The organism is Streptomyces sp. NBC_01197 (assembly GCF_036010505.1).
In the GTDB taxonomy this organism is placed as follows: Bacteria; Actinomycetota; Actinomycetes; order Streptomycetales; family Streptomycetaceae; genus Streptomyces.
In genome coordinates this window covers 2338662-2365320 of record NZ_CP108569.1, presented here as the reverse complement: position 1 = coordinate 2365320, position 26659 = coordinate 2338662, and the positions used below count along the sequence as shown (strand labels likewise).

The window sequence follows — 26659 nt, the reverse complement described above, 5'->3', positions numbered from 1 at the left end:
TTTCCGCCATGTGATCGATTTGCGTAACGGGACCCCTGCCGCGAGCGTTGTAGCAGCAGATGACTAATCTGCTGATCAGTCGGTTCGCGACTGTTCACGGGGGTCCGGAGGTCGGTATGGGTGCACTCGCCTGGCTGCTGATTCCGCTCTTCGCCGCGGTCGGATCCGCCCTGTGGGGCAGGTGGGCCACGCGGCAGCGCAAGGCCGGTGACGGCGCCGAACTCGCCGGCTACGCCCGGTTCCGAGAGGCGATGGACAAGGCGAACGCCGGCTCCGACACCCTCTGACTCCACTGGTGCCGCGGCCTGCTCCGCCCTGGCCGGGATCCGCGCCCCGGCCCCGAGCGGTGCGCCACAGACTGGTCCCGTACTGTCGTTCCATGCCACGCCGCACCCTGACGCTGCTCACGTCCACTCTCGTGCTGATCGCGCTGCTGTGCGGCGGAGTGTTCCTCACCGTCCCGTACGCCGAGATGGGCCCGGGGCCGACCGTGAACACGCTCGGCAAGGCGGGCGGCCAGCCGGTCCTGCAGGTCTCCGGCCACAAGACGTACCCGACGAGCGGTCACCTCAACATGGTGACGGTCAGGGTCACGCGGTCCGACTACCAGATGAACCTGGTCGAGGCGGTCTACGGCTGGCTCGCGCACGACAGCCTGGTCGTTCCGCACGACACCCTCTACCCGGACGGCACGACCGAGCAGCAGTCGACCCAGCAGAACGCCGAGGAGTTCAGCCAGTCACAGGAGAGCGCCAAGGTCGCGGCCCTGGACGAGCTGGGTATCCCCGTGAAGTCGCGGACCGTGGTCTCGACGGTGGTCAAGGGCAGTCCCGCGCAGGGCAAGCTGCACGCGGGCGATGTGATCAAGGACGTGGACGGCAAGGCCGTGGCCGAGCCCGGTGACGTGGCGAAGCTGGTCACCCGGCACAAGCCGGGCCAGTCGGTCGTCTTCACCGTCGTGCCGGCCGGTACCGCCGCGGCCGCGGAGAAGGCGGGCGCCGAGCCGAAGGGCACGAAGAACGTGTCCATCGTCACCGCGAAGGCCCCCGCGCCGGACCCGGGCCGGGCCATCGTCGGCATCCAGGCGGGCACCGACCACACCTTCCCGTTCCACATCGACATCAAGCTCGCCGATGTGGGCGGCCCCAGCGCCGGGCTGATGTTCTCCCTCGGCCTCGTCGACAAGCTGACGCCGGGCGACCTGACCGGCGGCAAGTTCGTCGCGGGTACGGGCACCATCGACGACAAGGGCGTGGTCGGGCCGATCGGCGGCATCGAGATGAAGCTCGTCGCCGCGCGCCGGGCGGGCGCCCAGTACTTCCTGACGCCCAGCGACAACTGCGCGGCCGCTGCAGCCGACACCCCGTCGGGCCTCACCCTGGTGAAGGTGAAGGCGATGAAGGACGCGAAGCAGGCGATGGACAAGATCCGCGCAGGAGACACCGCAGGGCTGCCCAGCTGCTCCGCGAAGTAGCCACGCAGGCTGTGTGCGTACCCGCGTGAACAGGCGCGTACGCACACAGCCGGATCGCCACGGGGCGGAGCGGCCCGGTCCGGACGAGAGGCAGTCCTTATGCCTCGAACGTCACCGAGAGCGCCTCGGCGAGGCCGGGGACCAGCTCCGCGCCGGTGAGCACCTCGTTCGGTGAGTCCTTCGCGCGCAGCCGCAGGGCCGACTCACGGGTGCCGTCCCGCAGTACCGCCACGGTCATCCGCACCTCCTGCCGGTCCGGGTGCTGGGCCACCCACGCCGTCAGCTGCGCCTCGTCCATTCCGTCCGGTACGGACGCTTCCGCCGACGGCGGCAGCATCAGCCGCTCCACCGTCATCGCACAGCCGGCCACCGCGTCGGGCCAGGCGATGGTGGCGAGGAACTCGTCGAGCGGAGTGGTGTCCGGGATCTCGTCCTGCTCGACGGGGGTCAGCGACGCGGCGGGCTCGCCGTCGTCGAGACCGAGCTGGGCGGCCAGGCCCGGTTCCTGGGTACGGAGCTTCGCGGTGTCCACGAGTGCGAAGAGTCGGGCGGGCTGGTCCCAGCCGAGGCCGGACGCGTACTCGTCGATTTCGAGTACGGCCACGGTGAGCGGACTGGCGGCCATCGGAGGGCCTGAGGGCGAAGAAACGTTGGGCATGGGCAATATCCTGCCCTCTTCCACCCCGGGAACGGGAACTGGGTAAAGCCTCAGTAAGTTGCATGAGTGGGCTCTACGATCGCGGGGCCTGCTCCACACAACCGCAAACTTCGAGGTGCGCACGTTGGCTTTCCAGATGCCGGACCGCGGCGGAGGCCCGACCGGGCCACGGATCAGAGTGGGACGGCCGTCCCGCCGCGCCCGGACCCTGCTGATGACCCTGGGCGTACTGATCGTCCTGGCCATGGCGTTCATCATGTTCGCCGGGTTCTGGACCGACTGGCTCTGGTACCGGTCCGTTCACTACTCATCCGTCTTCACCACCACCCTGTGGACGAAGATCGGGCTCTTCCTCGTCTTCGGCGTGGTGATGGGGGCCGCCGTCGGCCTCAACATCTGGCTGGCGCACCGGCTCCGGCCGCCGCTGAGCGCGATGTCGCTGGAGCAGCAGAACCTCGACCGCTACCGGATGGGCATCGCCCCGTACAAGAGGTGGCTGCTGCTCGGGGTGACGGCGGTCGTCGGGCTGATCGCGGGTGCCTCCGCCTCCGGGCAGTGGCGCACCTGGCTGATGTTCGTCAACGGTGTGCCGTTCGGTCAGAAGGACCCCCAGTTCAAGCTGGATGTGTCGTTCTACACCTTCGACCTGCCCTGGTACCGCTTCCTGCTCGGTTTCGGCTTCGCCGCCGCGGTGCTCTCGCTGATCGCCGCCGCACTGGTGCACTACCTGTACGGCGGGCTGCGCGTCACGAGCCCCGGCGCGCGCGCCACATCGGCGGCCACCGGCCATCTGTCGGTGCTGCTCGGCATCTTCGTGGCGTTCAAGGCCGTGGCGTACTGGCTCGACCGGTACGGACTCGCGGTGAAGTCCAGTGACTTCAAGGCCACGGGCAACTGGACGGGCCTGCGGTATGTGGACGCCAACGCCTATCTCCCGGCGAAGACGATCCTGTTCTGCATCGCGGTCATCTGCGCGCTGCTGTTCTTCGCGACGCTCTGGCGCCGCACCTGGCAGCTGCCGGTGATCGGTTTCGGTCTGATGGTGCTCTCCGCGATCCTGATCGGCGGGCTCTACCCGGCGATCGTGCAGAAGTTCACGGTCCAGCCGAACGAGCAGGCCAAGGAAGCGCCGTACATCCAGAAGAACATCAAGGCCACGCGCCAGGCGTACGACATCGACGGCACCGCCGTCGACAACTACTCCGGCAAGAGCAGTACCAAGGACACGACCAAGCAGCGTGGCGACGCGAACTCGGCGGCCAGCTACCGGCTGATCGACCCGAACGTCGTCTCGCCGACCTTCCAGCAGCAGGAGCAGAAGCGGAAGTACTACGGCTTCCCCGCGACACTGGACGTGGACCGGTACAAGGGCCAGGACACGGTGGTCGGCCTGCGCGAGCTGAACATCGCGGGCATCCCGAAGCACAACTGGATCAACGACCACTTCACATACACGCACGGCTACGGCGCGATCACTGCCAAGGGCACGGCCACGGACAGCAACGGGGCCCCGGTCTTCACCGAGTCCGGCCTGCCGACCTCGGGCACTCTCCCCGCCTACCAGCAGCGGATCTACTACGGCGAGAAGACCACTCAGTACTCGATCGTCGGGGGCCCGCAGAAGGAACTCGACTACGAGAACAACGGTGAGAAGAACACCAGTTACACGGGCAAGAGCGGGGTGGACATTTCCAACCCGCTGAACCGCGCCGCGTACGCGGTGGCCTTCAACGAGCCGCAGATGCTCTACTCGGGAGCCATCGGCAAGGGTTCGAAGATCCTCTACAACCGCACGCCGAAGCAGCGCGTCGAGGCGGTCGCCCCCTGGCTGACCATCGACGGCGACTCCTATCCGGCGGTGGTGGGCGGGAAGATTCAGTGGGTCGTCGACGCGTACACCACGACCAACGGATATCCGTACGCCTCGCGTACGACGCTCGGTGACAGTACGGCCGACTCGCTGACCGACAACCAGCGGGCGGTGGTCGCCCAGCAGAACCGGGTCAACTACATCCGCAACTCGGTGAAGGCCACGGTCGACGCCTACACCGGTGAGGTGAAGCTGTACCAGTGGGACACCAAGGACCCGGTCCTCAAGACCTGGATGAAGGCGTTCCCGCACACGGTCGAGCCGCAGGCGGACATCCCGGCGGATCTGAAGGCGCATCTGCGCTATCCGCAGGACATGTTCAAGGTGCAGCGCGAGCTGCTGGCGCGCTACCACGTCACGGACCCCAAGCAGTTCTACACCGGCAGTGACGCCTGGCAGGTGCCCAACGACCCGACGACCAGGGACAACAGGGCCGTACCGCCCTACTACCTGTCGCTGAGGATGCCGGGCCAGAAGGGCGACCAGCAGCATTTCTCGCTCACCACGACGTTCACCCCCAGCGGGCGTCCCAACCTGGGCGGCTTCATGGCAGTGGACGCGGACGCGGCGAGTCCGGACTACGGCAAGATCAGACTGCTCAGAGTCACTTCCGAGGTGCCGGGCCCCGAACAGGTGCAGAACAAGCTCAACGGTTCGTCCGAAGTCGGCACCTTCGTCCGGGACATGAAGGGCGCCGACTCGGACATCGAGTACGGGAACCTGCTCACGGTGCCGCTGGACGGCGGGTTCCTCTACGTCGAGCCGGTGTACGCCCAGGGCAACAACGCGCACTATCCGCTGCTGAAGAAGGTGGCCGTCTCGTACGCGGACGCCGACTCACCGGACGGGGACACCACGGCGTTCGAGAACACCCTGGGTCAGGCGCTGGACAAGGTCTTCGGGGTGGCCGGCCAGGAGACGAACCCGCCGCCGACCGGGAACACCACGAGACCGCCGGCCAACGACACGGTGAAGAAGGCCATCGCCGACGCCCAGCAGGCGTACGACGACGGCCAGGCGGCGTTGGCGAAGAAGCCGCAGGACTGGACCGCCTACGGCAAGGCGCAGAAGGACCTGCAGGACGCCCTCCAGCGGGCCTCCGCCGCAGGGGCCAAGGTCAAGCCGAGCGGCAAGACCGGCTGACCGCTGACCGGTCCCGGGCCTGACCAGGGGGTAAAAGCCCTGATCAGGCCCGACCGCGGGCCGGTAAGGCGGCCCTCCGTGCCGTGGTACGGTTGCAACACAACGGCGCGGGGTGGAGCAGCTCGGTAGCTCGCTGGGCTCATAACCCAGAGGTCGCAGGTTCAAATCCTGTCCCCGCTACTGAAGTCGAAGGCCCGGATCTCGAAAGAGATCCGGGCCTTCTTCATGCGTGTCCGAGGCGGCTGCCCGGTTGCCTGTGCGTGCGACTCCTGTGAAGAAGGCGTTGCCTACGGGAAGTTGGGACTCGTTCATGTTTCACTTACCGCGCTGCGGGAAGTCGACAAAACGCTGTAGTGACCTAGTCGACTGCGATATACCAGGTGTGCGCGAGTTGCACGTAGTGGGACGATGGTGCTTATGGGGGACAGGGCAACTCTGTTGGAGACAGGGCGGTTTGTGCAGAAGCACGCCGAAGAGGGCCGCGACGTCGTCGACGCGGAGGAAACGGCCGACGCCGAGACGGAGGCACGGCACCGGAGCGGTGCCGAGAGTGGTGAGACCGCGTCGATGAGCGTACTGGGTGCGCTGCTGCTGCGCCGCGGGGACCTCGACGGCGCGGAGCGCTGGCTGCGCGCCGCCACCGGGGAGGGGGACCGGGCCGCGGCCAACAACCTGGGCGTACTGCTGCACCAGCGCGGCTACGCGGACGAGGCGGCCGGCTGGTGGCGCATCGCCGCTGTCGCGGGCTCCGCCGCCGCGGCCCACGCGCTGGGCAGGCACCACCGGGAACGCGGCGACGAGCCCGCTGCTGAGTACTGGCTGCGCCAGTCCGCCGAGTCGGGACACGCGCTGGGGGCGTACGCCCTCGCGGACCTGCTGGAGCACCGCGGGGACATCGGCGCGGAGCGGTGGCTGCGCGCCGCCGCCGAGCAGGGCCACCGGGAGGCCGCCTACCGGCTGGCGCGCGCGCTGGACCGGGCCGCCACGGGCGAGGCCCCGGCGGCCGAGGCTGAGCGCTGGTACCGGCAGGCCGCCGCGCGAGGCCACCGGCGCGCCGCGCTGCACCTCGGCGTGATCCTGGAGAAGCGCGGCGACCTCAAGGAGGCCGGCCGCTGGTATCTGACGTCCGCCAAGGACGGCGAGGCCCGCGCGGCCTGCGCGCTCGGCTTCCTGCTGCGCGACGCGGGCGACACGGAGAGCGCCGCCGTCTGGTGGCTGCGTGCCGCCCAGGAAGGTGACGGGAACGCGGCCAACGCGCTGGGCGCGCTGCACGCCGCCCGGGGCGAGAAGCAGACCGCTGAGCGCTGGTACCGGGCCGCCATGGACGCGGGCGACGTCAACGGCGCGTACAACCTGGCCCTGCTCTGCGCCGCTCAGGGGCGGACGGCGCAGGCCGAGCAGTGGTACCGCCGCGCCGCCTATGCCGGGCACCGCGAGGCGGCCAACGCGCTCGCCGTCCTGCTCCTGCAGAACGGCGACCCGGCCGGCGCCGAGCCGTGGTTCTCCAAGGCGGCCGAGGCGGGCAGCGTGGACGCCGCCTTCAACCTGGGCATCCTGCACGCGGGCCGGGACGACGACCGCGGCGCCTTCGTCTGGTACGAGCGGGCGGCGGCGGCCGGGCACACCGAGGCCGCGCTCCAGGTCGGCATCGCGCTGCTCAGGGATGGCGAGGAGCACACGGCGGAGCGCCACCTGCGCTGCGCGGCGGGCGGCGGCAGCACCGAGGCGGCCTTCCGGCTCGGCGCGCTGCTCGACGCCCGGATGCCGCCGCCGGGCCCGCCCGTGCTGGGCGAGCCCGTCACCGAGAAGAGCGAGTGCGAGGAGTGGTACGAGCGCGCCGCCGAGCAGGGGCACCGCCGTGCCCAGGTCCGGGTCGGCATGCTCGCCGCCTCCCGCAACGACGTCGAGGCCGCGGCGGGCTGGTACCGCGAGGCCGCCGAGGCGGGCAGCCGCAACGGTGCCTTCAACCTCGGGCTGCTGCTGGCCCGCGAGGGCAACGAGCGCGAGGCCGGTCTCTGGTGGGCCAGGGCCGCCAACGCCGGGCACGGCCGGGCCGCCCTTCGCCTCGCGCTGCTCGCCATCCGCCGCGGCGAGCTGGGCGAAGGGCAGAAGTGGTGCAACCGGGCCGTGGAGCTCGGCCCGGCCGAGGTCGCCGAGCGCGCGGCGCGGCTCAGCGAGGCCCTGCGCCAGGAGCTCACCGCGTAACAGCGAGGCCGGTCGTGCACGTCTCACAGCGCGGCCGGCCGTGAGCAGCAGCCGAGCGCGCATGTTCCGGCGGGCCGAGCACGACCGGTCTGGCCCTGCCTGCGGGAACGGATTTGCACTGGTCGTCCGTCCCCACGTAGAGTTACGAACACAACGGCGCGGGGTGGAGCAGCTCGGTAGCTCGCTGGGCTCATAACCCAGAGGTCGCAGGTTCAAATCCTGTCCCCGCTACTGAAGACCCAAGGCCCGGACTCGGAAGAGTCCGGGTCTTCGGCATGTTCGGCCGCCCGCCCGGCGTATCAGGGCTTGTGGCCCACCGCCTCCGAGTACAGCGAGCGGTCCACCACCTTGTCCTCGGGCAGCGGGTCGCCCTGCTCGACCCCGGCGTCCCGGTACGTCTTCTGGAGCCGGTCCGCCGTGCCCTTGCGGATCTCCCAGTCCATCCGGAGCGACGGCGTCGAGGTCAGCACCGACTTGTCGGTCTTCAGCAGCTTGGCCAGCGAGGCCGTGAACCCCTTGTCGGCCTTGTAGTCGCCGGCGAAGTACGTGTTCACCGTCCGGATGTACGCCCGCAGGAAGGCGACGCCCGCGTCCGGGTCCTTGGTCAGCAGGTTCGGGCCGAAGAGCAGCCCGCCGAGCGGTTCGCCCAGCGGCTGGCCGCCCAGGAAGGTGTACCTGGGGTTCCCGTCGACCTTGCGCCAGACCGGGTCGAGCAGCCAGGCCGAGTCGACTCCGCCGTTCTGCAGCGCTGTCAGGACGTCCGCCGAGCCGAGCTGCTGGAAGCTGATCGAGTTCAGTTCGCCGCCGTGCTTCTGGAGGGCCTTCTCCATCGCGTAGGTGACGACCGACCCCTTGCCGATCATCGTCCCCATCCTGCTGCCCTTCATGGTCACCGACGAAGGGGACTGACCGTCCTTGAGCCGGGCCCACAGGCCGCTCTTGGACGCCGGGTCGGGGGTGAAGTTACCGGCGACCCACTTGATGTCGAAGCCGCCTCTGATGCCGTTCATCACGGCTGCCTCGGGTGCCGCCCACTGCGCGTCGATATCGCCCTTGGCGAGGAGCGGGAGCCCGTCCGGCGTCGGCAGCACCTTCAGCCGGACGTCCAGTCCCTCCTTCTTGAACTCGCCCTTCTCGACCGCCACTTCGAGCGGTGCGACGTACTCCGCCGCCAGCGTGCCGGTCGCGACGACCAGCTTGCGCTTCTTCGCCAGCGGCCGGGGGGCGGGAGCGCCCTTCGCGCAGCGGGCCGGCGCCCGCCCGGGGGCGAGGTCGGCCGGGTCGGTCCACCCCTTGGCGCAGCCCGCGACGGCTCTCACCGTGCGGGGCTCCGTGGCGGGCGCCGGGCCGCCGTTGTCGTGTTTCGCGCACCCGGCGGCGGCGAGCAGGGAACCCGCGGCGAGAAGGGTGGTGCAGAGCGTGCTGATACGCATGGAGCCTCCGTACGTACGGACATGGGGGCTGCGGGGGGTCCCGTCGGTGGACGGTCCGGTGTTCGGGACTGGCTCAGGACTGGCTGCGGCCGCGGTCGCGCGGGGCCCATGGAGTGAGCAGCCGTCCGGCGATCCGCACCAGCTCGGAGAAGAGCACCCCGAGGACGGCCACACAGACGATCCCGACGAACATCACGTCGTTCTGGAAGAGCGCGCGGGAGTCGAAGATCAGATGCCCGAGGCCGTTGGACGCGGCGATCTGCTCCGACGCGACGATGACGAGCACCGCCACCCCCGCCGCGATCCGGGCCCCGACGAGCACCGCGGGCAGTGAGGCGGGCAGCAGGACGTGCCGGAACATCTGCCACGGTGACGCGCCGAACACCTGTCCGGCGTCGCGGTGGCCTGCGGGCACGGCGAGCACCGCCGCCATCGTGGAGATCCAGACGAAGAAGAAGACCGTGGCGGCGACCAGCGCGATCTGCGGGCCCTCGCCGAGTCCGAACATGTTGAGGAAGACGGGCAGCAGAGCGAGCTTCGGGACCACGTAGAGCGCGTCGAGCAGTGGCTCCAGGGCCGCCCGTACGAGCGCGAGCGACCCCATCAGCAGGCCGAGTACGTATCCCGACACGGTGCCGATCGCATATCCGCCGAGCACCCGCTTGAGGGTGGCCCACACATCGGGCCAGAGTGCGCCCTGAGCGGCGCGGTCCCAGCCGTCGGAGAGGATGGTGGAGGGCGCCGGATAGACCCGGTCGTCGATCCAGGACCGGTCCGCCGCCAGCTGCCAGAGCAGGATCAGGACGACGGGTACGGCGACGGCGAGTGCCAGTTCCAGGGTGCGGCGCCTGCGATGGGTGCGTACGGGGTGCAGCTCCTGCGGGCCCGGCCGTCTGACCAGCAGCCCTTCCTTCGGTGTCTTGACCGCTGTGCTCATGCGGGGACCGCCTCTCCGCGTACCTCGCCGCGCAGCAGCTCCCACAGCTCGGACTTCAGCTCGGTGAACTCGGGGGCCGACCGCATGTCGCCGGTCCGGGGCCTGGGGAACGGCGGCCGGCGCTCGGCGATGATCCGGCCGGGACGCGCCGACATCACCAGGACCCGGTCGCCCAGGACGATCGCCTCTTCGAGGCTGTGGGTGATGAAGAGAGCCGTGGTGCGGGTGGTCTGGGTGAGTTCGAGCAGCTCGTCCTGGAGGATGGTGCGCAGCTGTGCGTCGAGGGCCGCGAACGGCTCGTCCATCAGCAGGATCTCGGGCTCCACGGCGAGGGCGCGGGCGATGGCGACGCGCTGGCGCATACCGCCGGAGAGAGCCGCCGGGTAGGCGTCGGCGAAGTCGGCGAGGCCGATGCGCGCCAGCCAGTCGCGGGCGCGGCGGTCGGCCTCCTTGCGCGGGACGCGCTGGATGTCGAGGCCGAACCGGACGTTGGCCAGGACGTCCTTCCAGTCGTAGATGCCGTAGTCCTGGAAGATCATCGCGGCCGGGCGGGCGGACGAGGTGCGGATGGCCAGCTCACCGGTGCTGGGGCGCAGCAGCCCGGCCGCGATCCGCAGCAGGGTGGACTTGCCGCAGCCCGAAGGGCCGACGATGCAGGTGAACTCGCCGGCGTCGATGTCCAGATCCACCGGTCCGAGTGCGTTCAAGGCGGTGCGGCCGCGGCCGAAGGTGCGGGTGAGGGACTGGACGTGGAGTTTGGCGGACCGGCCGGGCGCCGGGTCGCCCGACGTCGGTAGGGCGGACGTGGGACTGCCGGGCGCCGGCTTGCCGTGCGCTGGTTCGGAGGTGACTGGCTGGGCGGTGAGTGGGGGCGGGTGCGGGTCTCCCACGGGGCGTCTCCTTGCGGAGGGTGCGGACGGGTGATCGCCGCAGGATATGACGGGTAGTCAGATACTGGAAGAGGTGTGCACACGGCGGAGCCCCGGGGCATTCGCCCCGGGGCTCCGCTGGATGTAAGGGTCAGGCTGCCGCGCAGGCCGGGCAGACGCCCCGGTATGTCACCTCTACGTCGGAGATCGTGAAGCCGAAGCGCTCCGCGTCCGGGAGGTCCCGCAGGGGGTTGCCCGCGGGGCGCACGTCGCGGATGGAGCCGCACTGGGCGCAGACCAGGTGCTGGTGCGGCCGGTGCGCGTTCGGGTCGTACCGCTTGGCGCGGCGGTCCGTGGAGACTTCGATCACCTCGCCGAGGACGACCATCTCGCCCAGGGTGTTGTAGACCGTCGCCCGGGAGATCTCCGGCAGCCTCGTCGCGGCGCGCGCGTGCACCTCGTCGGCGGTCAGATGAACGTGGTCCCCGTCGAGGACCTCGGCCACGACGCGGCGCTGGGCGGTCATCCGCCAGCCGCGGTCGCGCAGGCGTTCCAACAGGTCACTCATAAGGCCCAGCCTAACAGGAGAGAAGGCCAAGTCCGAACGGATGTGACTTTGGACCACTCCTTGACTTGGACAGAGTCCATCATGGGATCCAGTGCAGCATGTCAGGGGCCAGGACCTGTCAGGTGTGAGGCAGGAGAACCCGCGTGAGTCCGTCGAGCGTGGTGACTTCCCGACCGTGCCGTGCGAGCCGGGTGGGTCAGGAGGCGACCAGTGCCGCCGCCTCGCGCCTGTCCGGCGCCCAGCAGCGGATGATGTCGCGCACCGACACGATGCCGACCGGGCCGACGCCGTCGAGCACGATCAGGTGGCGGAAGCCGCCGTTCGACATCGCCTCGGCCGCTTCCTCCAGGGTCCAGGAGGGCGCGGCGAAGACGACGTCCGTGGTGGTGTGGGCGCCCGCCGTCTCCCGGTCGGGGTCGAGGCCACCGCCGACGGCGTTGAGGATGTCGCGCTCGGTCAGAATGCCGACTCCGCAGGTGTCGGGGTCGAATACGACAGCCGCGCCGATACGGCGTGCGGACATCAGAGTGGCGGACTGTCGGAGCGTGTGTGCGGGGCCGATGGTGAGGACCACCGTGCTCATGGCGTCGCGGACGAACATGGCGAGTGCCACCTCCTGGAGGAATCCAGCATGCGCGTGAATTCACAAGTTCACAAGTGGGGGACTCTCAGAGTCGCATCAGCTCATGAACACGGCAAGGGTCCGGGAGGGTGAAGTCCTGGGCGGATGTTCGGCGTTCAGTACCGCTGGTTGAGATAGCCCAGCAGATCCTGGTGGAGCAGCCCGTTCGACGCGGCCGCGTTGCCACCCTCGACCCCGCGTACCCCGTCCAGGCTGGTGAACTCGCCGCCGGCCTCCTGGACGACGATGGCGGTGGCCGCCATGTCCCAGAGCGACAGCTCCGGCTCGGCGCAGATGTCCACCGAGCCCTCGGCGACCATCATGTACGGCCAGAAGTCCCCGTACCCCCGGGTCCGCCAGCAGTCCCGGGTCAGGTCGAGGAAGCCGTCGAGGCGCCCCTGCGCCTCCCAGCCGCTCAGCGAGGCGTACGCGAACGAGGCGTCCGAGACCTTGGAGACCTTGGAGACGTGCAGCCGGGTGGCCGAGGTCAGGCTGCGCCCGGTGTACGCGCCGCCGCCCTTCGCCGCCCACCAGCGGCGGCCCAGCGCGGGTGCGGAGACCACGCCGACCACCGGCTCGTGGCCTCCCTCGCCCGCGACAGCCAGGGAGATCAGAGTGGCCCAGACCGGGACCCCGCGTACGTAGTTCTTGGTGCCGTCGATCGGGTCGATGATCCAGCGACGGGAACCCGTACCCGACAGGCCGTACTCCTCACCGAGGATCGCGTCGCGGGGCCTGGCGCGCTGGAGCTGTCCGCGGATCAGCTCCTCCGCGCCCTTGTCCGCCTCCGTCACGGGGGTCATGTCCGGCTTCGTCTCGACCTTCAGGTCGAGGGCCTTGAACCGGTCCATGGTCGCCGCGTCGGCGGCGTCCGCGAGGACATGGGCGAGGCGCAGATCATCGTGGTAGTCGGGCATGGCGTCACAGTATCCACCGGGCCCCCGATCGAGCCACAGGGCCCTGCCGGCCGTGGTGCCGCGGACGAACGCGCCGTCCTCCGTCTTCGGCGATGCGCCGCGGGATGCTGCGGGCGGAGCGAGCGGCGCGGGGCGACGACGATCCGCAGACCGGGCAGGAACGGGTCTGCCGTGATGAGCGGCAGCGAGCAGGTGCTTGACCACCGCTCACAGCATGACGTGTTTGACCTGGGTGTAGTCCAGCAGCCCGGCGAGGGAGAGGTCGCTGCCGTAACCGGAGTGACGTACGCCGCCGTGCGGCATCTCCGACACGGTCGTGCCGTGGGTGTTGACCCAGACGATCCCTGCCTGCAGCGCGCGGCTCGCGCGCATGGCCCGGTCGTGGTCGCTCGTCCAGACGCCGGCGGCGAGCCCCTGGGGGACCGCGTTCGCCATGTGGAAGGCCTCGGATTCGTGGGTGAAGGGCTGGACGGTGACGACCGGTCCGAACACCTCGCTCTGGACGATCTCGTCCTGCTGCCTGACTCCGGCGACCACGGTGGCCTGGTGAAAGAATCCGGGGCGGGCCGGCGCCGCGCCGCCCGTTATGACCTCAGCGTGGTCCGGGAGCGAGTCCAGCAGGCGGCGTACGTTGGCAAGTTGGGCGGTGTTGTTGAGAGGACCGAAGTCGGTGTCCGGGTCGTCGGGGTCACCCGGCACCTGCCGCTCGGCCCGCTCGGCGAACGCGGCGAGGAAGGCGTCGTGGATCCGGTGGTGGACCAGGATCCTGGTGGCGGCCGTGCAGTCCTGGCCCGCGTTGTAGAAGGCGAGCGACGACAACTGCTCGACCGCCTCGCCGAGATCGGCGTCCTCGTGGATCACCACCGGGGCGTTGCCGCCGAGTTCCAGGTGGAGCCGTTTGAGACCGGCGGCCGCGGCGGCCGCGATCTGCTGTCCGGCGCGGACACTGCCGGTGACGGCGACCAGCCGGATGCCGGGGTGGACGACCAGGTGGCGCCCGGTGTCACGATCGCCGCACACGACGTTGAGCACACCGGGCGGCAGATGCTCGGCGGCCAGCCGGGCGAGGAGTGTGGCCGAGGAGGGGGTGGAGTCGGACGGTTTGAGGATGACGGTGTTCCCGGCGGCGAGCGCGGGCGCCACCTTCCACGCGGCCATCATCAGCGGGTAGTTCCACGGGGTGATCTGGGCGCAGACGCCGACTGGCTCGCGGCGCAGTACGGAGGTGCGGCCCGGGGTGTACTCCATGGCGGCGGCGCCCGGGAGATTCCGGGCGGCTCCGGCGAAGTACCGCATCCCGTCGACGATCGCGGGCAGTTCGTCCGCCAGGAACAGAGCGCGCGGTTTGCCGGTGTCGGCGACCTCGGCGCTCGCCAGGACGCCGGCCTGTCCCTCCAGTGCGTCGGCGATGCGCAGCAGCGCGGTCTGGCGTTGCATCGGGGTGGTGGCCGACCAGCAGTCGAAGGCCTCCTGCGCCGCCCGCTGGGCCGTGTCGACGTCCTCAGCGCCGGAGAGCGGCGCTGTGCCGTGGACGCGTCCGGTGGTCGGGTCGATCAGGCGCAGAGTGGCTCTGGAGGCGGCGGGCACGTCCTTGCCGCCGATGTGGTTCAGGACGGTGGTGCGGTAGGTGTGGTCAGCCACGGCGCAGGGCCTCCTCGGCGGCGGCGCGGCCGGTGCGGACGGCGCCTTCCATGTATCCGGCGACCCACTGATCGGAGCCGCAGACGTAGAACGGGGGCTCGTGGGTGCTGTGCAGCGGGCCGACCGCCGTGACCTCGCCCGGCGGCCACTGGGTGACATAGCCCTGAGTCCACGGATCGGTTCCCCACAGCCGCAGGTAGCAGGCGAGCGGGTGGTGGGCTTCGTCGCCGTACAGGGCGGCCACCTCGGTGAGCAGTTCGGCGGTGCGCAGCTGGGGCGGGGCGCCCAGCAGGACGCCGTAGCGTTCGGGCGGTATCAGGGCGGAGAGGACGCCCTCGCCCTGCGGCCAGGTACTGCCCAGGACTCCCTCGGACTCGGACAGGCCGCTCAGCCCCTTCGCGCGCCAGAAAGGACGGTCGTAGACGGCGGCGAACTTGGCGGCCACCGCCTGGCGTTGGCGGTGCAGGGATGCGAGGCGCGCCTCGCTCACCCCGGTGACGGAGACGGAGCGCAGAGGTCCCACGGGCAGGGCGCTCACCACCGCGGCGGCGGTGAGGGTTTCACCGGTGGCCGTGCGTACGGTGCAGCGGCCGGGGCGTATGTGCAGGGCGACGACGGGTGAGCCGAGGCGGATACGCGGGCCGAGTGTGCGGCCCATGACCTCGGCGAGGGTGGCGGAGCCCTCGGCGAGCCGCATTCCCTCCCAGTCGTCGTAGTCGTAGTCGCCCGAGCCGGAACCGGGTACCGCGGCGCTCTTGCGCAGGGCGGCGAGGAGCGAGGTCCGCTCGTAGGAGCCACCGGCGAGGGCCAGTTGGCCGATGTCCCACAGGCGTACGACGGCGGGCGTGGCGTGCCGCGAGCGCAGCCAGTCGGCCACCGACAGCCGGTCGAGGGCGGCCGCCTCCGGATGTGACCAGGGGTCGTCGGGGCCGACGGTGGCGGCCAGGGCCGTGAACTCCGCGCCGAGCCGCTCGTGCAGGGCCGCGTCGCCGGGGCCGAACCAGTGCGGCGGATCACCGGCCGAGCGGCCCTCGGGGGTTGCGCGGGTGATGCGGCCCGGCTCGGCGACATAGCTCGGGACCAGCTTCAGGCCCATTTCCTCCGCCAGTTGAAGGTAGGCGGTGTGGGCGCGGCCCACCACTTCACCGCCCAGCTGGACGGTGCGGCCGTCGGGCAGCCGGGCCTGTTCGACCCGGCCGCCGACGCGGTCCCGGGCCTCCAGGACCAGTACGTCGGTGCCGGCGGCCGCCAGGTCCCGGGCGGCGGCGAGCCCGGCCAGCCCGGCGCCGAGCACGATCACGTCATGATGCATCAGTTTCGCTTTCGTCAGTGCGTCAGGAACGCTTGCGGGCGGTCAGACCAGGACCAGGCAGTGCTCCGGCCGCCAGCCGACCTCCACGGTCTCGCCGCCGCACCAGCGGTCCTCCATGCGCGCGCGGGCCGTGTTCTGCTCCAGCACCGACAGCGTGACGCCGGGCGCCAGTTCGATCAGGTAGGTGGTGGTGGGCCCGCTGTAGACGGTGTCGCGGACGATGCCGCTCAGCACCGACATGCCGGGTTCGAAGTCGGACAGCCAGATCTTCTCGGGGCGTACGGACACGCTGACGGCGGTGCCGTCCGTGATGCCGGTGCGGCTGCCGACATCCAGGGCGGGGCCATGGACGAGGGCGACCTCGCCGTTCCGGTAGGTGCCGTTCATCAGGTTGGAGGTGCCCAGGAAGGAGGCGACGAAGGTGCTGGCCGGGTGCTCGTAGACGTCCTCGGGGCTGCCGCACTGCTCGACGCGGCCATCGTTCATCACGGCGATCCGGTCGGACATGGTCAGCGCCTCATCCTGGTCGTGGGTGACGAAGACGAACGTGATGCCGACCTCGCGCTGGATCTGCTTGAGCTCCACCTGCATCTGCCGGCGCAGTTTCAGGTCGAGGGCGGCCAGCGGCTCGTCGAGGAGCAGGACAGCGGGCCGGTTGACGAGGGCACGGGCCAGGGCGACGCGCTGCCGCTGACCGCCGGAGAGGGTACGGGGCTTGCGCTCGGCGAGACCGCCGAGCTGCACCAGGTCCAGCATCTCGCCTACGCGCTGGCGGACCTGTGCCCGGTCCACGCCCTTGCGTTTGAGGCCGAAGGCGATGTTGTCGGTGATGCTCAGGTGGTCGAACAGGGCATAGCTCTGAAAGACGGTGTTGACGTTGCGCTTGTTGGGTGGCAGCCCGGTCACGTCCTCGCCGGCGAGCAGCACCGACCCCTCGGTGGGGTCGCTGAACCCGCCGATCATGCGCAGCGAGGTGGTCTTGCCGCAGCCGGAGGGGCCGAGCAGGGAGAAGAAGTGGCCGGCTTCGATGTCGAGGTCGAGGTCGTGTACGGCGTAGGAGTCCGAGAACTGCTTGGAGACGCCGTCGAGCCGGACGGCCGGGGTCGCGTCGGTCTCGTCCATGGAGGTCACTCTCCGGAGAGGATGTCGAGGCCGCCGCGGCGGCCGAAGAGGCGCGGAAGGAACAGGGCCAGGGCGATCAGCCCGATGGATCCGGCGAGCATCAGGGTGCCGACGGCGTTGATGGTGGGCTGCACTCCGAAGCGGATCGCCGAGTAGATGCGTACCGACAGCGGCTGGGGGTCTACGCCGGTGGTGAAGTAGGCGAGGACGAAGTCGTCGAAGACAAGCGCGAAGATCAGTACGGCACTGGCGAGAACGGCCGGCAGCAGGGCGGGCAGAGTGACCAGGCGGACCGCCTGCCAGCGGGTGGCGCCGAGATCCATCGCGGCCTCCTCTACCTCGGGGTTCAGCGCGGCGACCCTGGAGCGGAGGATCACCGTGACGTAGGAGATGGAGAACGTGATCTCCGACAGCATCACCGTGCCGGTGGACAGCGTCACGCCCAGGCCCTTGAACAGCAGCATCGACGCGACGCCGGTGACGATCTCCGGGGTGATCAGGGGAACGAGCATGATCAGGCCGGCGAGCGAGCCGAGCCGCGTGCGACAGCGCACCAGACCGAGCGCGAGGGCCACACCGATGAGGACCGCACCGGCCATCGCCACCAGGGAGATCCGCAGGCTGGTGACGAGGGAGGAGATCAGGACGTCGTCGTGGACGAAGGCGCGGTACCAGCGCAGGCTGAATCCGCCGAAGACGGTCAGGGATCTCTCGGAGTTGAAGGAGAACAGGGCTACTACGCCGATGGGCAGGTAGAGCAGTGCGAAGAAGAGCGCCGTGACGGTGACGAGGACGCGCGGCCGGCGGTCGGCGCGGCCGCGCCGCGTTCGGGAGCGTGCCGCGGGCCGGGTGGGGGCGGTGGCGGAGGGCAGCCGCAGCAGGGTCATCGGCGGGCCTCCGCTTCGTCCTTGCGGGTGCGCCGCAGGTAGCCGAACATCCCGATCAGCAGGACCAGCATCAGCAGCATGGTGAGCGCGGAGCCCAGTGGCCAGTTCTGGCCCTGGAAGAACTTGTCCTGAATGAGATTGCCGATCATGATCTGGTCCGGGCCTCCCATGAGTTGTGCGCTGACGAAGTCGCCCATGGCGGGCAGGAAGACCAGGACGAGCCCGGCCGCCGCGCCCTGTCGGGTGGCGGGCAGGGTGACGAAGAGGAAGGTCCGCACCGGGCCGCCGTACAGATCGCGGCCGGCCTCGATGAGGGAGACGTCCAGGCGTTCCAGTGCCGCGTACAGCGGGATGATCATGAAGACCACGAAGCCGTAGACGAGTCCCGCGACCACGCCTGCACCGGTGTTGAGGATCTTCGTACTGTTGTCGGCCAGCCCCACCGCGCGCAGGGCGCGCAGCACGGGCCCGTCGTCGGACAGGACCACCGACCAGCCGTACATACGGACCAGGTAGTTGGCGAAGAACGGCACCACGATCGCGGCGATCAGCGCGTGTTTGCACCGGCCGCCGTACAGGGCGACGGTGTACGCCACCGGGTAGGCGATCAGCAGGCAGATGACGCAGGTCAGCACGGCGTAGCCGAGGGATCGCGCCAGGACTTCGGTGTAGGCGGGGTCGGCGAGGGCGCGGACACCGGCAAGGTCGAAGCCGAAGCGCGGGTTGCCGAGTTCGTCGGTGGTACCGACTGCGAGTACGGCGACGAGCACCAGCGAGGCTACGAGGAATCCGGTCATCCACAGGGTGCCGGGCAGCATGAGCCAGGTCCACATCCGGGTGCCGGTGGCGTCCGGGCCGCGACGGCGGACGTGTGACGAGCGGTGACGCAGCAGTGCCATGTCTCAGCCCGCCTTCACATGGGTCCAGGCGGTGTCGCGGGCGTCCTCCGCCATGCGGCTGCCGTTGCGGAAGAAGAGGTCCGCCTTGAGGTCGTCCTCGGTGACCAGGCACTCGGGGAAGGGCTTGACGAGGTCGGCGTAGACCTTCTCGGAGCCGGCCACCGGCATCGGGTAGCCGATGTACTCGATGTTCTTCTTCACGTTCTCCGGCCGCAGCATGTAGTCGATGAACAGCATCGCGGTGCCGGGGTGGGGGGCGTTCCAGGGGATGGCGTAGCAGTCGGAGTTGATCGGCGCGCCCTCCTTGGGGGCCTCGAAGCCGAAGACGGAGGGGTCCTTGGCCTGGTTGAGCATGGCGGCCATGTCCCCGCTCCACGCCTGGGTGATGGTCGCGTTGCCGTTGAGGAGGTTGTTGTAGCTGTCGCTGGAGAAGCCACGCAGCCGTGGGCGGAGGGTGCCCAGCAGTGAGGTGATGCGGCCGAGGTCGCCGGTGTCTCCGGTGCTGACGTCCAGGCCGAGTTCCAGCGCGCCCATGCCGAGGACCTCGTCGCGGTCGTCGAGCAGGAACACTTTGCCCCTGCCCTCGTCGTTCCAGAGATCCTTCCAGGACCCGGTCAGCGCGCCGAGCCTGTCGCGGCGCCAGCCGAGGCCGGTCTTGTAGGCGGTGAAGGGGACCGTGTGCGCGGAGCCCGGGTCGTACCAGGGGTCGGCGAAGTAGCTGTGCCTGCCGAACACGGCGTGGGAGTTGGTCAGCTGACCGTGATCGATACGGCGCAGCCGTCCGCCTCGTACGAGACGCTGGGCCCACTTGGCGGTGGGGAAGATGACGTCATAGCGATTGCCGGCATTGAGCTTGGCGACCATGCCCTCCATCGAGTCGAAGTTCGACTGGACGACCTTGACGCCGTGCTCCTTTTCGAAGCCCCTGAAGACGGACGGGTCGACGAAGTCGGCCCAGTTGAAGTAGACGAGATCGCCGTCGACGCGTGCCCTGACCGGGGCGAGGGCCTTGGCGCCGGGCGTTTTGGCGGGCATGAACCCGCAGCCGCCGACCGCGGCGCCCAGCAGGCCGCAGGCGCCTGCCCGCAGCATGACGCGTCGGGACGGTGGGGGTACCTCGGGGGACATGGAGCTTCCTCTCCTTCGAGGAACGGCAAACTCCAGGGCGGACCGGTGGGTCGGCTCACGGAGGCCCTGACTCCGTAGTGAAGACCGGTCTGGGGAAAGTGCGAGAGTGCGTCAGCGGGCGAAGGGTAAGCCCGGCGCGAGGAACACGGGGTACGTGTGCGGCCCGGCCGCCGTGGCGGAGGGCCTCACCGTGCCTCACCATCGAGGTCGTCCCGGACCCGGTGGGCGAACCAGCCCACGGCGGCCTCGCGGTGCGAGAGCGGTCCAGGCTCGAACCCGGGCGTGGACAGGCCGGCCTGTACGCGTTCCACCAGTTCGGCGTCCTCGTCGTTGGTGACCCAGCCGATGTGGATGTTCAGCCGCCGGGCCAGCCTGGTGCGCAGGCTCTCGCCGCGCCGGGTGTAGAAGGCGCCGGGGATCGCCGCCCGGTCCTGGGCGGTGGGAAGGGCGGTCCACGCGAGCACGTGGTCAGGGTAGAAGTCGATGAGCGTGTTCGGATAGATCACGGCGTAGCGCCACACGCGCCGGTCGGCCTCGGTCAGTCCCGGCATCGGGCTGGCCAGCCGCTGATAGAGCCGCTCCGTCCAGTTCGAGGACGGCTTGTCGCGCAGCGGCGACTCGAAGAGGACGTAGTTCTCCTGCACGTCCACCGTGTACGCCTGGTAGTCCAGGAGCCGCATCAGCGAGGGATGAGCCACGGGGACGTGGTAGCCCTCCAGGTAGTTGTCGACGATCACTTTCCAGTTGGCGTTCTGCTCCTCCCCACCGGTGAGGTCGTGGATGCGGTGCTTGCCCACGGGCGTCAGGCCGGGTCCGGCGTAGCGGCCCATGGCCTCGGCGAGACCGGCGCAGGTTTCGGAGAGCGGAGCCGCGTCGAGGTCGAGGTTGACGAAGACGAAGCCGAGGAAGGACTCCACGTTGACCCGGTGCAGCCCGAGCCGGGGTTTGTCCAGGCAGGGGATCCGGCGCGCCTCAGGGGCGCCGACGAGTCGTCCGTCCAGCTTGTAGGTCCAGCCGTGGTACGGGCAGCGGATCGCCTTGCCCGACGGCTCCGGGCCGGCGACCAGGCGGGTGCCGCGGTGGCGGCAGACGTTGAGGTGAGCGGCGAGGCCGCCGTCCTCGGTCCGGACGACCAGAACCTCCCGGCCCGCGGCGGTCGCGGTGAGGCGGGCGCCGGGACCGGGGAGGTCGGATTCGTGGCAGGCGAGCTGCCAGGACCTGGCGAAGACGCGTTCGGCCTCCGCCGAGGCGATAGCCGGATCGGTGTAGTAGTGGGCGGGCAGGGCCTGGCCCGGGTGCTCGGGGGCCGGCTCCGGGGGAGGGGCAGGCGGGGTGGCTGCCCGGGTGGTCGGGGGTCGCATGGTGTCCTCCTCCGCGCCGCAGGGGCGGCGATGGGCGGTGAGGCTGTGGCCGGGACGAGCAGCAGATTCCGTCCCGGGGGACCTGCTGGGGGCACGGCTGACTGATTGGTTAGTCAGACTGGGGCGGACCGAGAACCAAGTCAAGACTTGTGGGCTGACTAATTAGTTAGTTAGTCTCGTTGAAGGCAGATGCGCCGGCTCCAGCAGACGGCTGTCCGGGCGCATCCCACGGGCCTGCGGAGCGTTATCCGCACACCCCTCGTCCTCGTGGTGCACGGCCCCCGCCGCGTACCCGGCGCAGCTCCCCGCCGTTCTCTTCGACGCGGAGCCCCCTACCCGCCATCGCCGCGCCACCCGTTCCCGGTCACGGGCAGGGTGCGACCCCGGAGGCACGCATGAGCGCTCGCCGAAGTCTCGTATGGCTCGGCCTCACCCCGGAGCCCGAACAGGAGCTGCCCTCCGCGGTGGCCGCCCTGCGGGCCCCGGCGGCCGGTCGCCCGCCCTCGGCCCTCGTCGCCGCCGAGCGACGCCGTGTCGAGCGGCTGGTGCTGCGCGGCACACACCGCGGCTGGCTGCGCTACCTCGGCGAAGTCACCGCTCTGGTGGTCGAGGCAGCGGAGGGATCCGCGGCCGCCGATCCACAGCCCGCCCTGGTGGCCGGCGAGGTCGTCCTCGACCACCACCGCATGCTGATCGGCCTGCCCGGCCCCGGCTACCGGAACACCGCCTCACAACGGCGCGCCCTGGCAGGGGCGTTGGCGCGGCTGAGAGCACGCTCCGCCCCCATTCCCTCCGGCCACTCCGAGCCTGGGAGCACCGCATGACCGGCGTCTTCTCTCTGCTCCCCGAAGGACGGAACAGCCTGCTCACGCACCCGGCGTCGGGAGACCTCGCCCAGTACGTCGCGGCGGGTGGTTACGCACCGGTGCCGAGGCCGGGCCGGTTGCTCGAGCAGATCGCCGCCGTGGGGCTGCGCGGGCGCGGTGGTGCCGGTTTCCCCGCGGCCGTCAAGCTGCGAACCGTCCGCCACTCGCCCGGCCCGGCCGTCGTCGTCGCCAACGGCGAAGAGGGCGAGCCGGGCTCCGTCAAGGACCGCTGGCTGCTGCGTCACCGTACCCACCTGGTGCTGGACGGCGTCCGACTGGTGGCGGCCATGGCCGGTGCCGGACGAGGCTTCGTCTACCTATCCGACGCCCTCGCCGAGCGGGCCGTCCGCCAGGCACTCACCGAGCGGCCCAGCAGCCTGCGTATCGACGTCGTCCGGACCCGGCACACGTACGTCGCCGGGGAGGAGACCGCGGTCGTACGACGCATCGGCGGCGGCCCGGCGCTGCCCACGGCCAAACCCCCGCGCCCGTTCGAAAGGGGCGTCGGCGGCGTCCCCACCCTCGTCGCCAACGTGGAGACCCTGGCCCGCATCGCGGTGCTGCACTCCCGCCCCGCTACCGCGGCCGCCGTCGCCGGCACTCATCTGGTGACCCTTTCCGGGACAGGTGGCGCGAGCGCGCTGGTCGAGGCGCCCGCCGGCACGCATCTGAAGGCTCTCGCCGGCATGTTCGGGCACAGCAGAGCCGACGCGGTCCTGCTGGGCGGCCTGTTCGGCGGACTGCACGGCGCGGGCTGGCGGGACCTCCCGCTCGATCACGACGGGCTGGCCACGGCGGGCGGCGCGCTCGGCTGCGGGGCGCTGCACTTCCTGCACCCCGGGGACTGCCCGGTCGCCGTGGCCGCCGAGGCCACCGCCTACCTCGCGGCACAGAGTGCCCGGCAGTGCGGGGTGTGCGTCTCAGGTACCGGGGCGCTGGCCGGAACGCTCGCGACCCTCGCACACGGCGGGGCCGGCGACGACACTACCGAAAAGCTGCGGCGCTGGTCCCGGCAACTGCCCGGCCGGGGCGCCTGCGGGCTGCTCGACGCCGCTGCGCGCATCGTCGCCAGCCTGCTGGCGCACTTCCCCGACCGGGTCGACGACCACCGATGCTCACCCTGCCCCGTATGCGCCGGCCCGGCGCCCGACGACGGCCGCCGGTTCGTGGTGGCCGTTCCCTGACCAGGCTCATCCGACTCACCCGCCGCCCGAACCAGGGCACCGAAAGGAAGGACCGCACCATGAAACTCCTGCTGGACTCCACCCGCTGCCAAGGCTACGGCCTGTGCCAGGAACCCGCGCCCGAGTTGATCGACCTCGACGAGTGGGGCTACGCGCAGGTGCGCGGCACCACCGTGCCGCAGGAGGGCGAGGACGCCGCGGCGGCAGCCGTCGCCGCCTGCCCCAACTTCGCCCTGCGGCTGGGGAAGTGACATGGGACGCGACCTGTCGGCACTCTTCGATCCGGTCTCCGTCGCCGTCGTCGGAGCCAGTGACGACCCCGCCAAGTACGGCCACGCCATAGCCGCCCAGGCCATCCGCGCGAACGGGCGCCGCCCCGTCCACCTGGTCAACCGCCGCGGCGGTACCGTACTCGGCCGCACCGCGGCCCCCAGCCTGACCGCGATCGGTGAAGACATAGACCTGGCCGTCGTCTCGGTGCCCGCCGCCGGCTTCGATGACGCCATCGACGAGGCCCTGGGCTGTGGGGCCCGGGCCATCGTCGCGATCACCGCGGGTTTCGCCGAGACCGGCGAGGCGGGTCGGATGCGCCAGCAGGCCGTCGCCGAACGCGTGCGTGCCGCCGGCGCCGTCATGATCGGCCCCAACTGCCTGGGCCTGGCCGACAACACCACCGACCTCTTCCTTGCCTCCGACACCTTCACCCCCGGCGGTGTCGCCCTCCTCAGCCAGAGCGGCAACCTCGCCCTCGAACTCCAGCTGCGCTTCCGCCCGCACGACCTCGGCTTCTCCCGTTTCGTCTCGCTGGGCAACCAGGCCGACGTCACCCTCGTCGACCTGCTCGCCGACTGCTCCCGTCACGAGGGCACCCGGGCCATCGCGGTCTACGCGGAGGACTTCGCCGACGGACGCGCCTTCGCCGAGGCCGCCGCCGGCGCGGGGAAGCCGGTGGTGCTGCTGACCGCCGGGCGCGGAGACGCCTCCGCACGCAGCGCACAGTCCCATACCGGAGCGCTGACGACATCGGCCGACGTGGTGACAGCGGCCTGCCGGGACGCCGGCGTGCAGCTGGTCGCCACCCCACGTGAACTCACCGTCGTACTGGCCGCGCTGGACGGCGGCCGGCGAGCGGCCGGCCGCCGGGTCGCCGTGCTCACGGACGGCGGTGGCCACGGTGTCGTCGCCGCCGACGCGGCGGAGGCGGCCGGGCTGACCGTCCCCGAACTGCGGCCGCCGACGCGGCAGCGCCTGCGGGAGGCACTGTGGGAGCAGTCGGCCGTCGCGAACCCGGTGGACCTGGCAGGTATGGGTGAGCAGGACCCGGGCTCCTACGCCCGGACCGTCTCCGCACTGCTGGCGGCCGAAGAGGTCGACGCCGTCCTGATGACCGGCTACTTCGGCGGCTACGCGGCCGCGGACGGCGGGCCCGGCGGAGGCGGTGGAGCGCTGGCGGACGGCGAACAGGCGGCCGCCAGCCTCATCGCAGCCCACCACCGCGCCACCGCGAAACCGCTGGTGGTGCAGTCGATGTACCCCCGCTCCCCCACCTGCCGCACCCTCACCGCAGCCGGTATCCCCGTATTCGAGGCCACCGAGGACGCCGCTCGCGCCCTGGCCGCGACGGCGACGCCGGCCACGCCAGGGGCCGGCGGTGTCACGCCCCTTCCCCGGCCCGCCGCACCCCTGCGCGAGACCGGCTACTTGCGGACTCGAAGAGCACTCGAAGCCGCCGGGCTCCCCTTCCCCGCGGCCCGGGAGGTCCATGGTGAGGCAGAACTGGCCGCTGTCACCAGGGAGTTCACCGGACCCTACGCACTCAAGACCCTGCACTCGCTGCACAAGTCCGACGCGGGCGGCGTGGCACTGGGCCTCGCCGGTCCCGACGAACTGCTCGCCGCTTTCCGGGAAATGCACACCCGGCTGGGGGCGCCCTCGTACTCCGTGGAGGCCATGGCGGACCTGTCCGACGGTATCGAGCTGATCGTCGGCGTCAACCGCGACCCGCGCTTCGGCCCGGTCGCCATGGTCGGCCTCGGCGGCGTTCTGGCGGAGGCGCTGCACGATGTCGCCTTCACCCTGGCCCCCGTGTCCGCCGACCGTGCCGGAAGACTGCTGCGCGGGCTGCGCACCGCCGCACTGCTCGACGGTGTCCGTGGCCGGCCTCCCGTCGACGTCACCGCGGCCACGGCCGCCGTCGAAACGATCACCGCGTTCGCCGCCGCCCACCCCGAGATCGCCGAGATCGAGGTCAACCCGCTTCTCGTACGCCCGCACGGCGTCCTCGCCCTGGACTCCCGGGCCGTACTCGCCTGATCCGCCCGGCTCGCCCGGCCCGGCTCATCGCCCCCGCACGCCGTCACCCGACCGAAGAGGCCCCCATGGACATGCGCTACACCTCCGAGCAGGCCGACCTGAAGCGGCGAGCCGCCGACTACGCGCGGCTGCTGATGCGGTACGAGGACCAGTCCGAGCAGGCGGGCGGACCCCTGCCGCAGCAGCTCGTCGCCGAACTGACCCGGGCCGCCATGGACGCCGGCGTCTACGCCATCAACATGCCCGCCGAATGGGGCGGCCCCGGGCTGAGCCTGCTCGACCAGGTCATCGTCGAGGAGGAGTTCGGCAAGGTCACCAACTGCCTGTGGGACATCCCGTGGCGGCCCGCCAACGTCCTGGCGCACGGCGATGAGCGGCAGCGCGAGAAGTACCTCCTGCCGATCATCCGCGGCGAGAGGTTCGACGCGTTCGCCGTGACCGAGCCGGGGGCCGGCTCCGACCCCTCCTCCGGCACCTCCACGGCCACCCGGACCGACGGCGGCTGGCTGCTCAACGGCGAGAAGTGGTTCGTCACCTGCGGGGACATCGCCGATTTCCTGCTGGTCCAGGCGGACGCGGGCCCCGATCGGCTGGCCACCCTGTTCTTCGTGGACAAGGCCGCGCCCGGAGTCGAGATGACCCGCCTGCCCCGCTTCATGCACTCCGCGGTCAACGGGCATCCCGAGTTCACCTTCACCGAGGTCTTCGTCCCCGATGAGGACGTTCTCGGGGGTGTCGGCAACGGATACGAACTGACCAAGGAGTGGTTCACCGACGAACGCCTGATGATCGCGGCGCGCACCACCGGGGCGGCCGAGCGTGCCCTGGAGCTGGCGCGTGGATGGGCCGTGGAGCGCGAACAGTTCGGGGCGCCGATCGCCTCGTACCAGCTGATCCAGGGCATGCTCGCCGACTGCGCCGTCGACATCGCCGTCAACCGCGCCTACACCCACCAGGTCGCCTGGGAGGCGGACCAGCCGCAGACCGACCGCAAGACGCTGCACGCCAAGGCCTCCACCGCCAAACTCGCCGCCAGCGAGGCGGCCGGCCGGGTCGCCGACCGCTGTCTGCAGATCTTCGGCGGACGCGGGTACGACCGCACCTACCCCGTCGAACGCATGTACCGGGAGCTGCGCGTCGACCGCATCTGGGAGGGCACCTCCGAGATCCAGCGGCTGATCATCGCCAACGAGCTGATCAAACGCGGTACCCGTGCCCTGGCCCTGCCCGCCCACTGACCCCTCCTGAGC

Annotated in this window: 23 protein-coding genes and 2 tRNA genes; 11 read left to right on the top strand and 14 right to left on the bottom strand. The window is 70.7% G+C overall.

Features of this window, described 5'->3' with window-relative positions; genetic code table 11:
* Positions 1–116: 116 nt before the first annotated feature.
* Both OG452_RS10595 and OG452_RS10590 read left to right on the top strand, forming a co-directional pair.
* Positions 117–287, top strand: coding sequence for a hypothetical protein (locus tag OG452_RS10595; RefSeq protein WP_327295361.1), 171 nt, complete (start codon positions 117–119; stop codon positions 285–287).
* A 92-nt stretch (positions 288–379) separates the two neighbouring features.
* Positions 380–1474: a YlbL family protein gene (locus tag OG452_RS10590; protein WP_327295360.1), complete on the top strand. Its 1095-nt coding sequence runs from the start codon at positions 380–382 to the stop codon at positions 1472–1474.
* Positions 1475–1571: 97 nt separating this feature from the next.
* Here OG452_RS10590 and OG452_RS10585 read toward each other — a convergent pair whose 3' ends face one another.
* Positions 1572–2132 carry a PPA1309 family protein gene (locus OG452_RS10585; protein WP_327295359.1) on the bottom strand — a complete coding sequence of 187 codons (561 nt, stop codon included), beginning with the start codon at positions 2130–2132 and terminating at the stop codon, positions 1572–1574.
* 136 nt (positions 2133–2268) lie between these two features.
* Between OG452_RS10585 and OG452_RS10580 the strand changes: the two genes are divergently transcribed.
* The 4 genes from OG452_RS10580 to OG452_RS10565 all read left to right on the top strand — a co-directional run bounded on the left by OG452_RS10580 (position 2269) and on the right by OG452_RS10565 (position 7581).
* Positions 2269–5145, top strand: coding sequence for a UPF0182 family membrane protein (locus OG452_RS10580; RefSeq protein WP_327299584.1), 2877 nt, complete (start codon positions 2269–2271; stop codon positions 5143–5145).
* 106 nt (positions 5146–5251) lie between these two features.
* Positions 5252–5325, top strand: a tRNA-Met gene (locus OG452_RS10575).
* 228 nt (positions 5326–5553) lie between these two features.
* A complete protein-coding gene (locus OG452_RS10570; protein WP_327295358.1) occupies positions 5554–7350 on the top strand; it encodes a tetratricopeptide repeat protein in 1797 nt (598 codons plus the stop codon).
* 157 nt (positions 7351–7507) lie between these two features.
* Positions 7508–7581, top strand: a tRNA-Met gene (locus tag OG452_RS10565).
* A gap of 68 nt (positions 7582–7649) precedes the next feature.
* On the opposite strand, the gene OG452_RS10560 is transcribed toward OG452_RS10565, so the two are convergent.
* The 13 genes from OG452_RS10560 to OG452_RS10500 form a co-directional block, all read right to left on the bottom strand.
* Positions 7650–8783 (bottom strand): ABC transporter substrate-binding protein, encoded by a 1134-nt coding sequence (locus OG452_RS10560; protein WP_327295357.1) that lies wholly within the window; start codon positions 8781–8783, stop codon positions 7650–7652.
* A gap of 73 nt (positions 8784–8856) precedes the next feature.
* Positions 8857–9720, bottom strand: coding sequence for an ABC transporter permease (locus OG452_RS10555; RefSeq protein WP_327295356.1), 864 nt, complete (start codon positions 9718–9720; stop codon positions 8857–8859).
* Positions 9717–10427, bottom strand: a complete 711-nt coding sequence (locus tag OG452_RS10550) for an ABC transporter ATP-binding protein (RefSeq protein WP_327299583.1) — start codon at positions 10425–10427, stop codon at positions 9717–9719. Before OG452_RS10550 ends, OG452_RS10555 begins: the two co-directional genes overlap by 4 nt.
* 313 nt (positions 10428–10740) lie before the next feature.
* Positions 10741–11157: a Fur family transcriptional regulator gene (locus OG452_RS10545; protein ID WP_327295355.1), complete on the bottom strand. Its 417-nt coding sequence runs from the start codon at positions 11155–11157 to the stop codon at positions 10741–10743.
* A 196-nt stretch (positions 11158–11353) separates the two neighbouring features.
* The gene (locus tag OG452_RS10540; RefSeq protein WP_327295354.1) at positions 11354–11758 is read right to left on the bottom strand and encodes a CBS domain-containing protein; all 405 of its coding nucleotides are present in this window, start codon (positions 11756–11758) and stop codon (positions 11354–11356) included.
* A gap of 137 nt (positions 11759–11895) precedes the next feature.
* Positions 11896–12696, bottom strand: a complete 801-nt coding sequence (hisN, locus tag OG452_RS10535; RefSeq protein ID WP_327295353.1) for a histidinol-phosphatase — start codon at positions 12694–12696, stop codon at positions 11896–11898.
* Positions 12697–12903: 207 nt separating this feature from the next.
* The gene (locus tag OG452_RS10530) at positions 12904–14337 is read right to left on the bottom strand and encodes an aminobutyraldehyde dehydrogenase (RefSeq protein ID WP_327295352.1); all 1434 of its coding nucleotides are present in this window, start codon (positions 14335–14337) and stop codon (positions 12904–12906) included.
* On the bottom strand, positions 14330–15649 hold the full coding sequence (locus OG452_RS10525; RefSeq protein ID WP_327295351.1) for a flavin monoamine oxidase family protein: 1320 nt from the start codon (positions 15647–15649) through the stop codon (positions 14330–14332). Before OG452_RS10525 ends, OG452_RS10530 begins: the two co-directional genes overlap by 8 nt.
* 42 nt (positions 15650–15691) lie before the next feature.
* Complete coding sequence (locus OG452_RS10520) at positions 15692–16771, bottom strand: ABC transporter ATP-binding protein (RefSeq protein ID WP_327295350.1); 1080 nt, start codon at positions 16769–16771, stop codon at positions 15692–15694.
* A gap of 5 nt (positions 16772–16776) precedes the next feature.
* Entirely contained in the window at positions 16777–17658 is an 882-nt protein-coding gene (locus OG452_RS10515; protein WP_327295349.1) for an ABC transporter permease, read from the bottom strand.
* The gene (locus tag OG452_RS10510) at positions 17655–18557 is read right to left on the bottom strand and encodes an ABC transporter permease (protein WP_327295348.1); all 903 of its coding nucleotides are present in this window, start codon (positions 18555–18557) and stop codon (positions 17655–17657) included. The genes OG452_RS10515 and OG452_RS10510 overlap by 4 nt, the downstream gene beginning before the upstream one ends.
* 3 nt (positions 18558–18560) lie before the next feature.
* Positions 18561–19685, bottom strand: a complete 1125-nt coding sequence (locus tag OG452_RS10505; RefSeq protein ID WP_327295347.1) for a polyamine ABC transporter substrate-binding protein — start codon at positions 19683–19685, stop codon at positions 18561–18563.
* Between the two features lie 185 nt (positions 19686–19870).
* The gene (locus tag OG452_RS10500; RefSeq protein ID WP_327295346.1) at positions 19871–21046 is read right to left on the bottom strand and encodes an aromatic ring-hydroxylating oxygenase subunit alpha; all 1176 of its coding nucleotides are present in this window, start codon (positions 21044–21046) and stop codon (positions 19871–19873) included.
* A gap of 395 nt (positions 21047–21441) precedes the next feature.
* Here OG452_RS10500 and OG452_RS10495 point away from each other — a divergent pair, with 395 nt between their 5' ends.
* The 5 genes from OG452_RS10495 to OG452_RS10475 all read left to right on the top strand — a co-directional run bounded on the left by OG452_RS10495 (position 21442) and on the right by OG452_RS10475 (position 26647).
* A complete protein-coding gene (locus tag OG452_RS10495) occupies positions 21442–21870 on the top strand; it encodes a hypothetical protein (protein ID WP_327295345.1) in 429 nt (142 codons plus the stop codon).
* A complete protein-coding gene (locus tag OG452_RS10490) occupies positions 21867–23096 on the top strand; it encodes an NADH-ubiquinone oxidoreductase-F iron-sulfur binding region domain-containing protein (protein WP_327295344.1) in 1230 nt (409 codons plus the stop codon). Before OG452_RS10495 ends, OG452_RS10490 begins: the two co-directional genes overlap by 4 nt.
* 59 nt (positions 23097–23155) lie before the next feature.
* Positions 23156–23347 carry a ferredoxin gene (locus OG452_RS10485; RefSeq protein ID WP_327295343.1) on the top strand — a complete coding sequence of 64 codons (192 nt, stop codon included), beginning with the start codon at positions 23156–23158 and terminating at the stop codon, positions 23345–23347.
* 1 nt (position 23348) lies between these two features.
* The gene (locus tag OG452_RS10480; protein WP_327295342.1) at positions 23349–25409 is read left to right on the top strand and encodes an acetate--CoA ligase family protein; all 2061 of its coding nucleotides are present in this window, start codon (positions 23349–23351) and stop codon (positions 25407–25409) included.
* Positions 25410–25474: 65 nt separating this feature from the next.
* Positions 25475–26647, top strand: coding sequence for an acyl-CoA dehydrogenase family protein (locus OG452_RS10475; RefSeq protein ID WP_327295341.1), 1173 nt, complete (start codon positions 25475–25477; stop codon positions 26645–26647).
* The last annotated feature ends 12 nt before the right edge of the window (positions 26648–26659 follow it).

Excerpts from the sequence above, each read along its gene's own strand:
- OG452_RS10570 (WP_327295358.1), top strand. The coding sequence starts at position 5,554 with ATGGTGCTTATGGGGGACAGGGCAACTCTGTTGGAGACAGGGCGGTTT.
- OG452_RS10500 (WP_327295346.1), bottom strand. The coding sequence starts at position 21,046 with ATGCGACCCCCGACCACCCGGGCAGCCACCCCGCCTGCCCCTCCCCCG.
- hisN (WP_327295353.1), bottom strand. The coding sequence starts at position 12,696 with ATGCCCGACTACCACGATGATCTGCGCCTCGCCCATGTCCTCGCGGAC.
- OG452_RS10510 (WP_327295348.1), bottom strand. The coding sequence starts at position 18,557 with ATGGCACTGCTGCGTCACCGCTCGTCACACGTCCGCCGTCGCGGCCCG.
- OG452_RS10480 (WP_327295342.1), top strand. The coding sequence starts at position 23,349 with ATGGGACGCGACCTGTCGGCACTCTTCGATCCGGTCTCCGTCGCCGTC.
- OG452_RS10580 (WP_327299584.1), top strand. The coding sequence starts at position 2,269 with ATGCCGGACCGCGGCGGAGGCCCGACCGGGCCACGGATCAGAGTGGGA.
- OG452_RS10560 (WP_327295357.1), bottom strand. The coding sequence starts at position 8,783 with ATGCGTATCAGCACGCTCTGCACCACCCTTCTCGCCGCGGGTTCCCTG.
- OG452_RS10495 (WP_327295345.1), top strand. The coding sequence starts at position 21,442 with ATGAGCGCTCGCCGAAGTCTCGTATGGCTCGGCCTCACCCCGGAGCCC.
- OG452_RS10520 (WP_327295350.1), bottom strand. The coding sequence starts at position 16,771 with ATGGACGAGACCGACGCGACCCCGGCCGTCCGGCTCGACGGCGTCTCC.
- OG452_RS10555 (WP_327295356.1), bottom strand. The coding sequence starts at position 9,720 with ATGAGCACAGCGGTCAAGACACCGAAGGAAGGGCTGCTGGTCAGACGG.
- OG452_RS10485 (WP_327295343.1), top strand. The coding sequence starts at position 23,156 with ATGAAACTCCTGCTGGACTCCACCCGCTGCCAAGGCTACGGCCTGTGC.
- OG452_RS10540 (WP_327295354.1), bottom strand. The coding sequence starts at position 11,758 with ATGTTCGTCCGCGACGCCATGAGCACGGTGGTCCTCACCATCGGCCCC.
- OG452_RS10515 (WP_327295349.1), bottom strand. The coding sequence starts at position 17,658 with ATGACCCTGCTGCGGCTGCCCTCCGCCACCGCCCCCACCCGGCCCGCG.
- OG452_RS10475 (WP_327295341.1), top strand. The coding sequence starts at position 25,475 with ATGGACATGCGCTACACCTCCGAGCAGGCCGACCTGAAGCGGCGAGCC.
- OG452_RS10595 (WP_327295361.1), top strand. The coding sequence starts at position 117 with ATGGGTGCACTCGCCTGGCTGCTGATTCCGCTCTTCGCCGCGGTCGGA.
- OG452_RS10585 (WP_327295359.1), bottom strand. The coding sequence starts at position 2,132 with ATGCCCAACGTTTCTTCGCCCTCAGGCCCTCCGATGGCCGCCAGTCCG.
- OG452_RS10525 (WP_327295351.1), bottom strand. The coding sequence starts at position 15,649 with ATGCATCATGACGTGATCGTGCTCGGCGCCGGGCTGGCCGGGCTCGCC.
- OG452_RS10590 (WP_327295360.1), top strand. The coding sequence starts at position 380 with ATGCCACGCCGCACCCTGACGCTGCTCACGTCCACTCTCGTGCTGATC.
- OG452_RS10545 (WP_327295355.1), bottom strand. The coding sequence starts at position 11,157 with ATGAGTGACCTGTTGGAACGCCTGCGCGACCGCGGCTGGCGGATGACC.
- OG452_RS10505 (WP_327295347.1), bottom strand. The coding sequence starts at position 19,685 with ATGTCCCCCGAGGTACCCCCACCGTCCCGACGCGTCATGCTGCGGGCA.
- OG452_RS10490 (WP_327295344.1), top strand. The coding sequence starts at position 21,867 with ATGACCGGCGTCTTCTCTCTGCTCCCCGAAGGACGGAACAGCCTGCTC.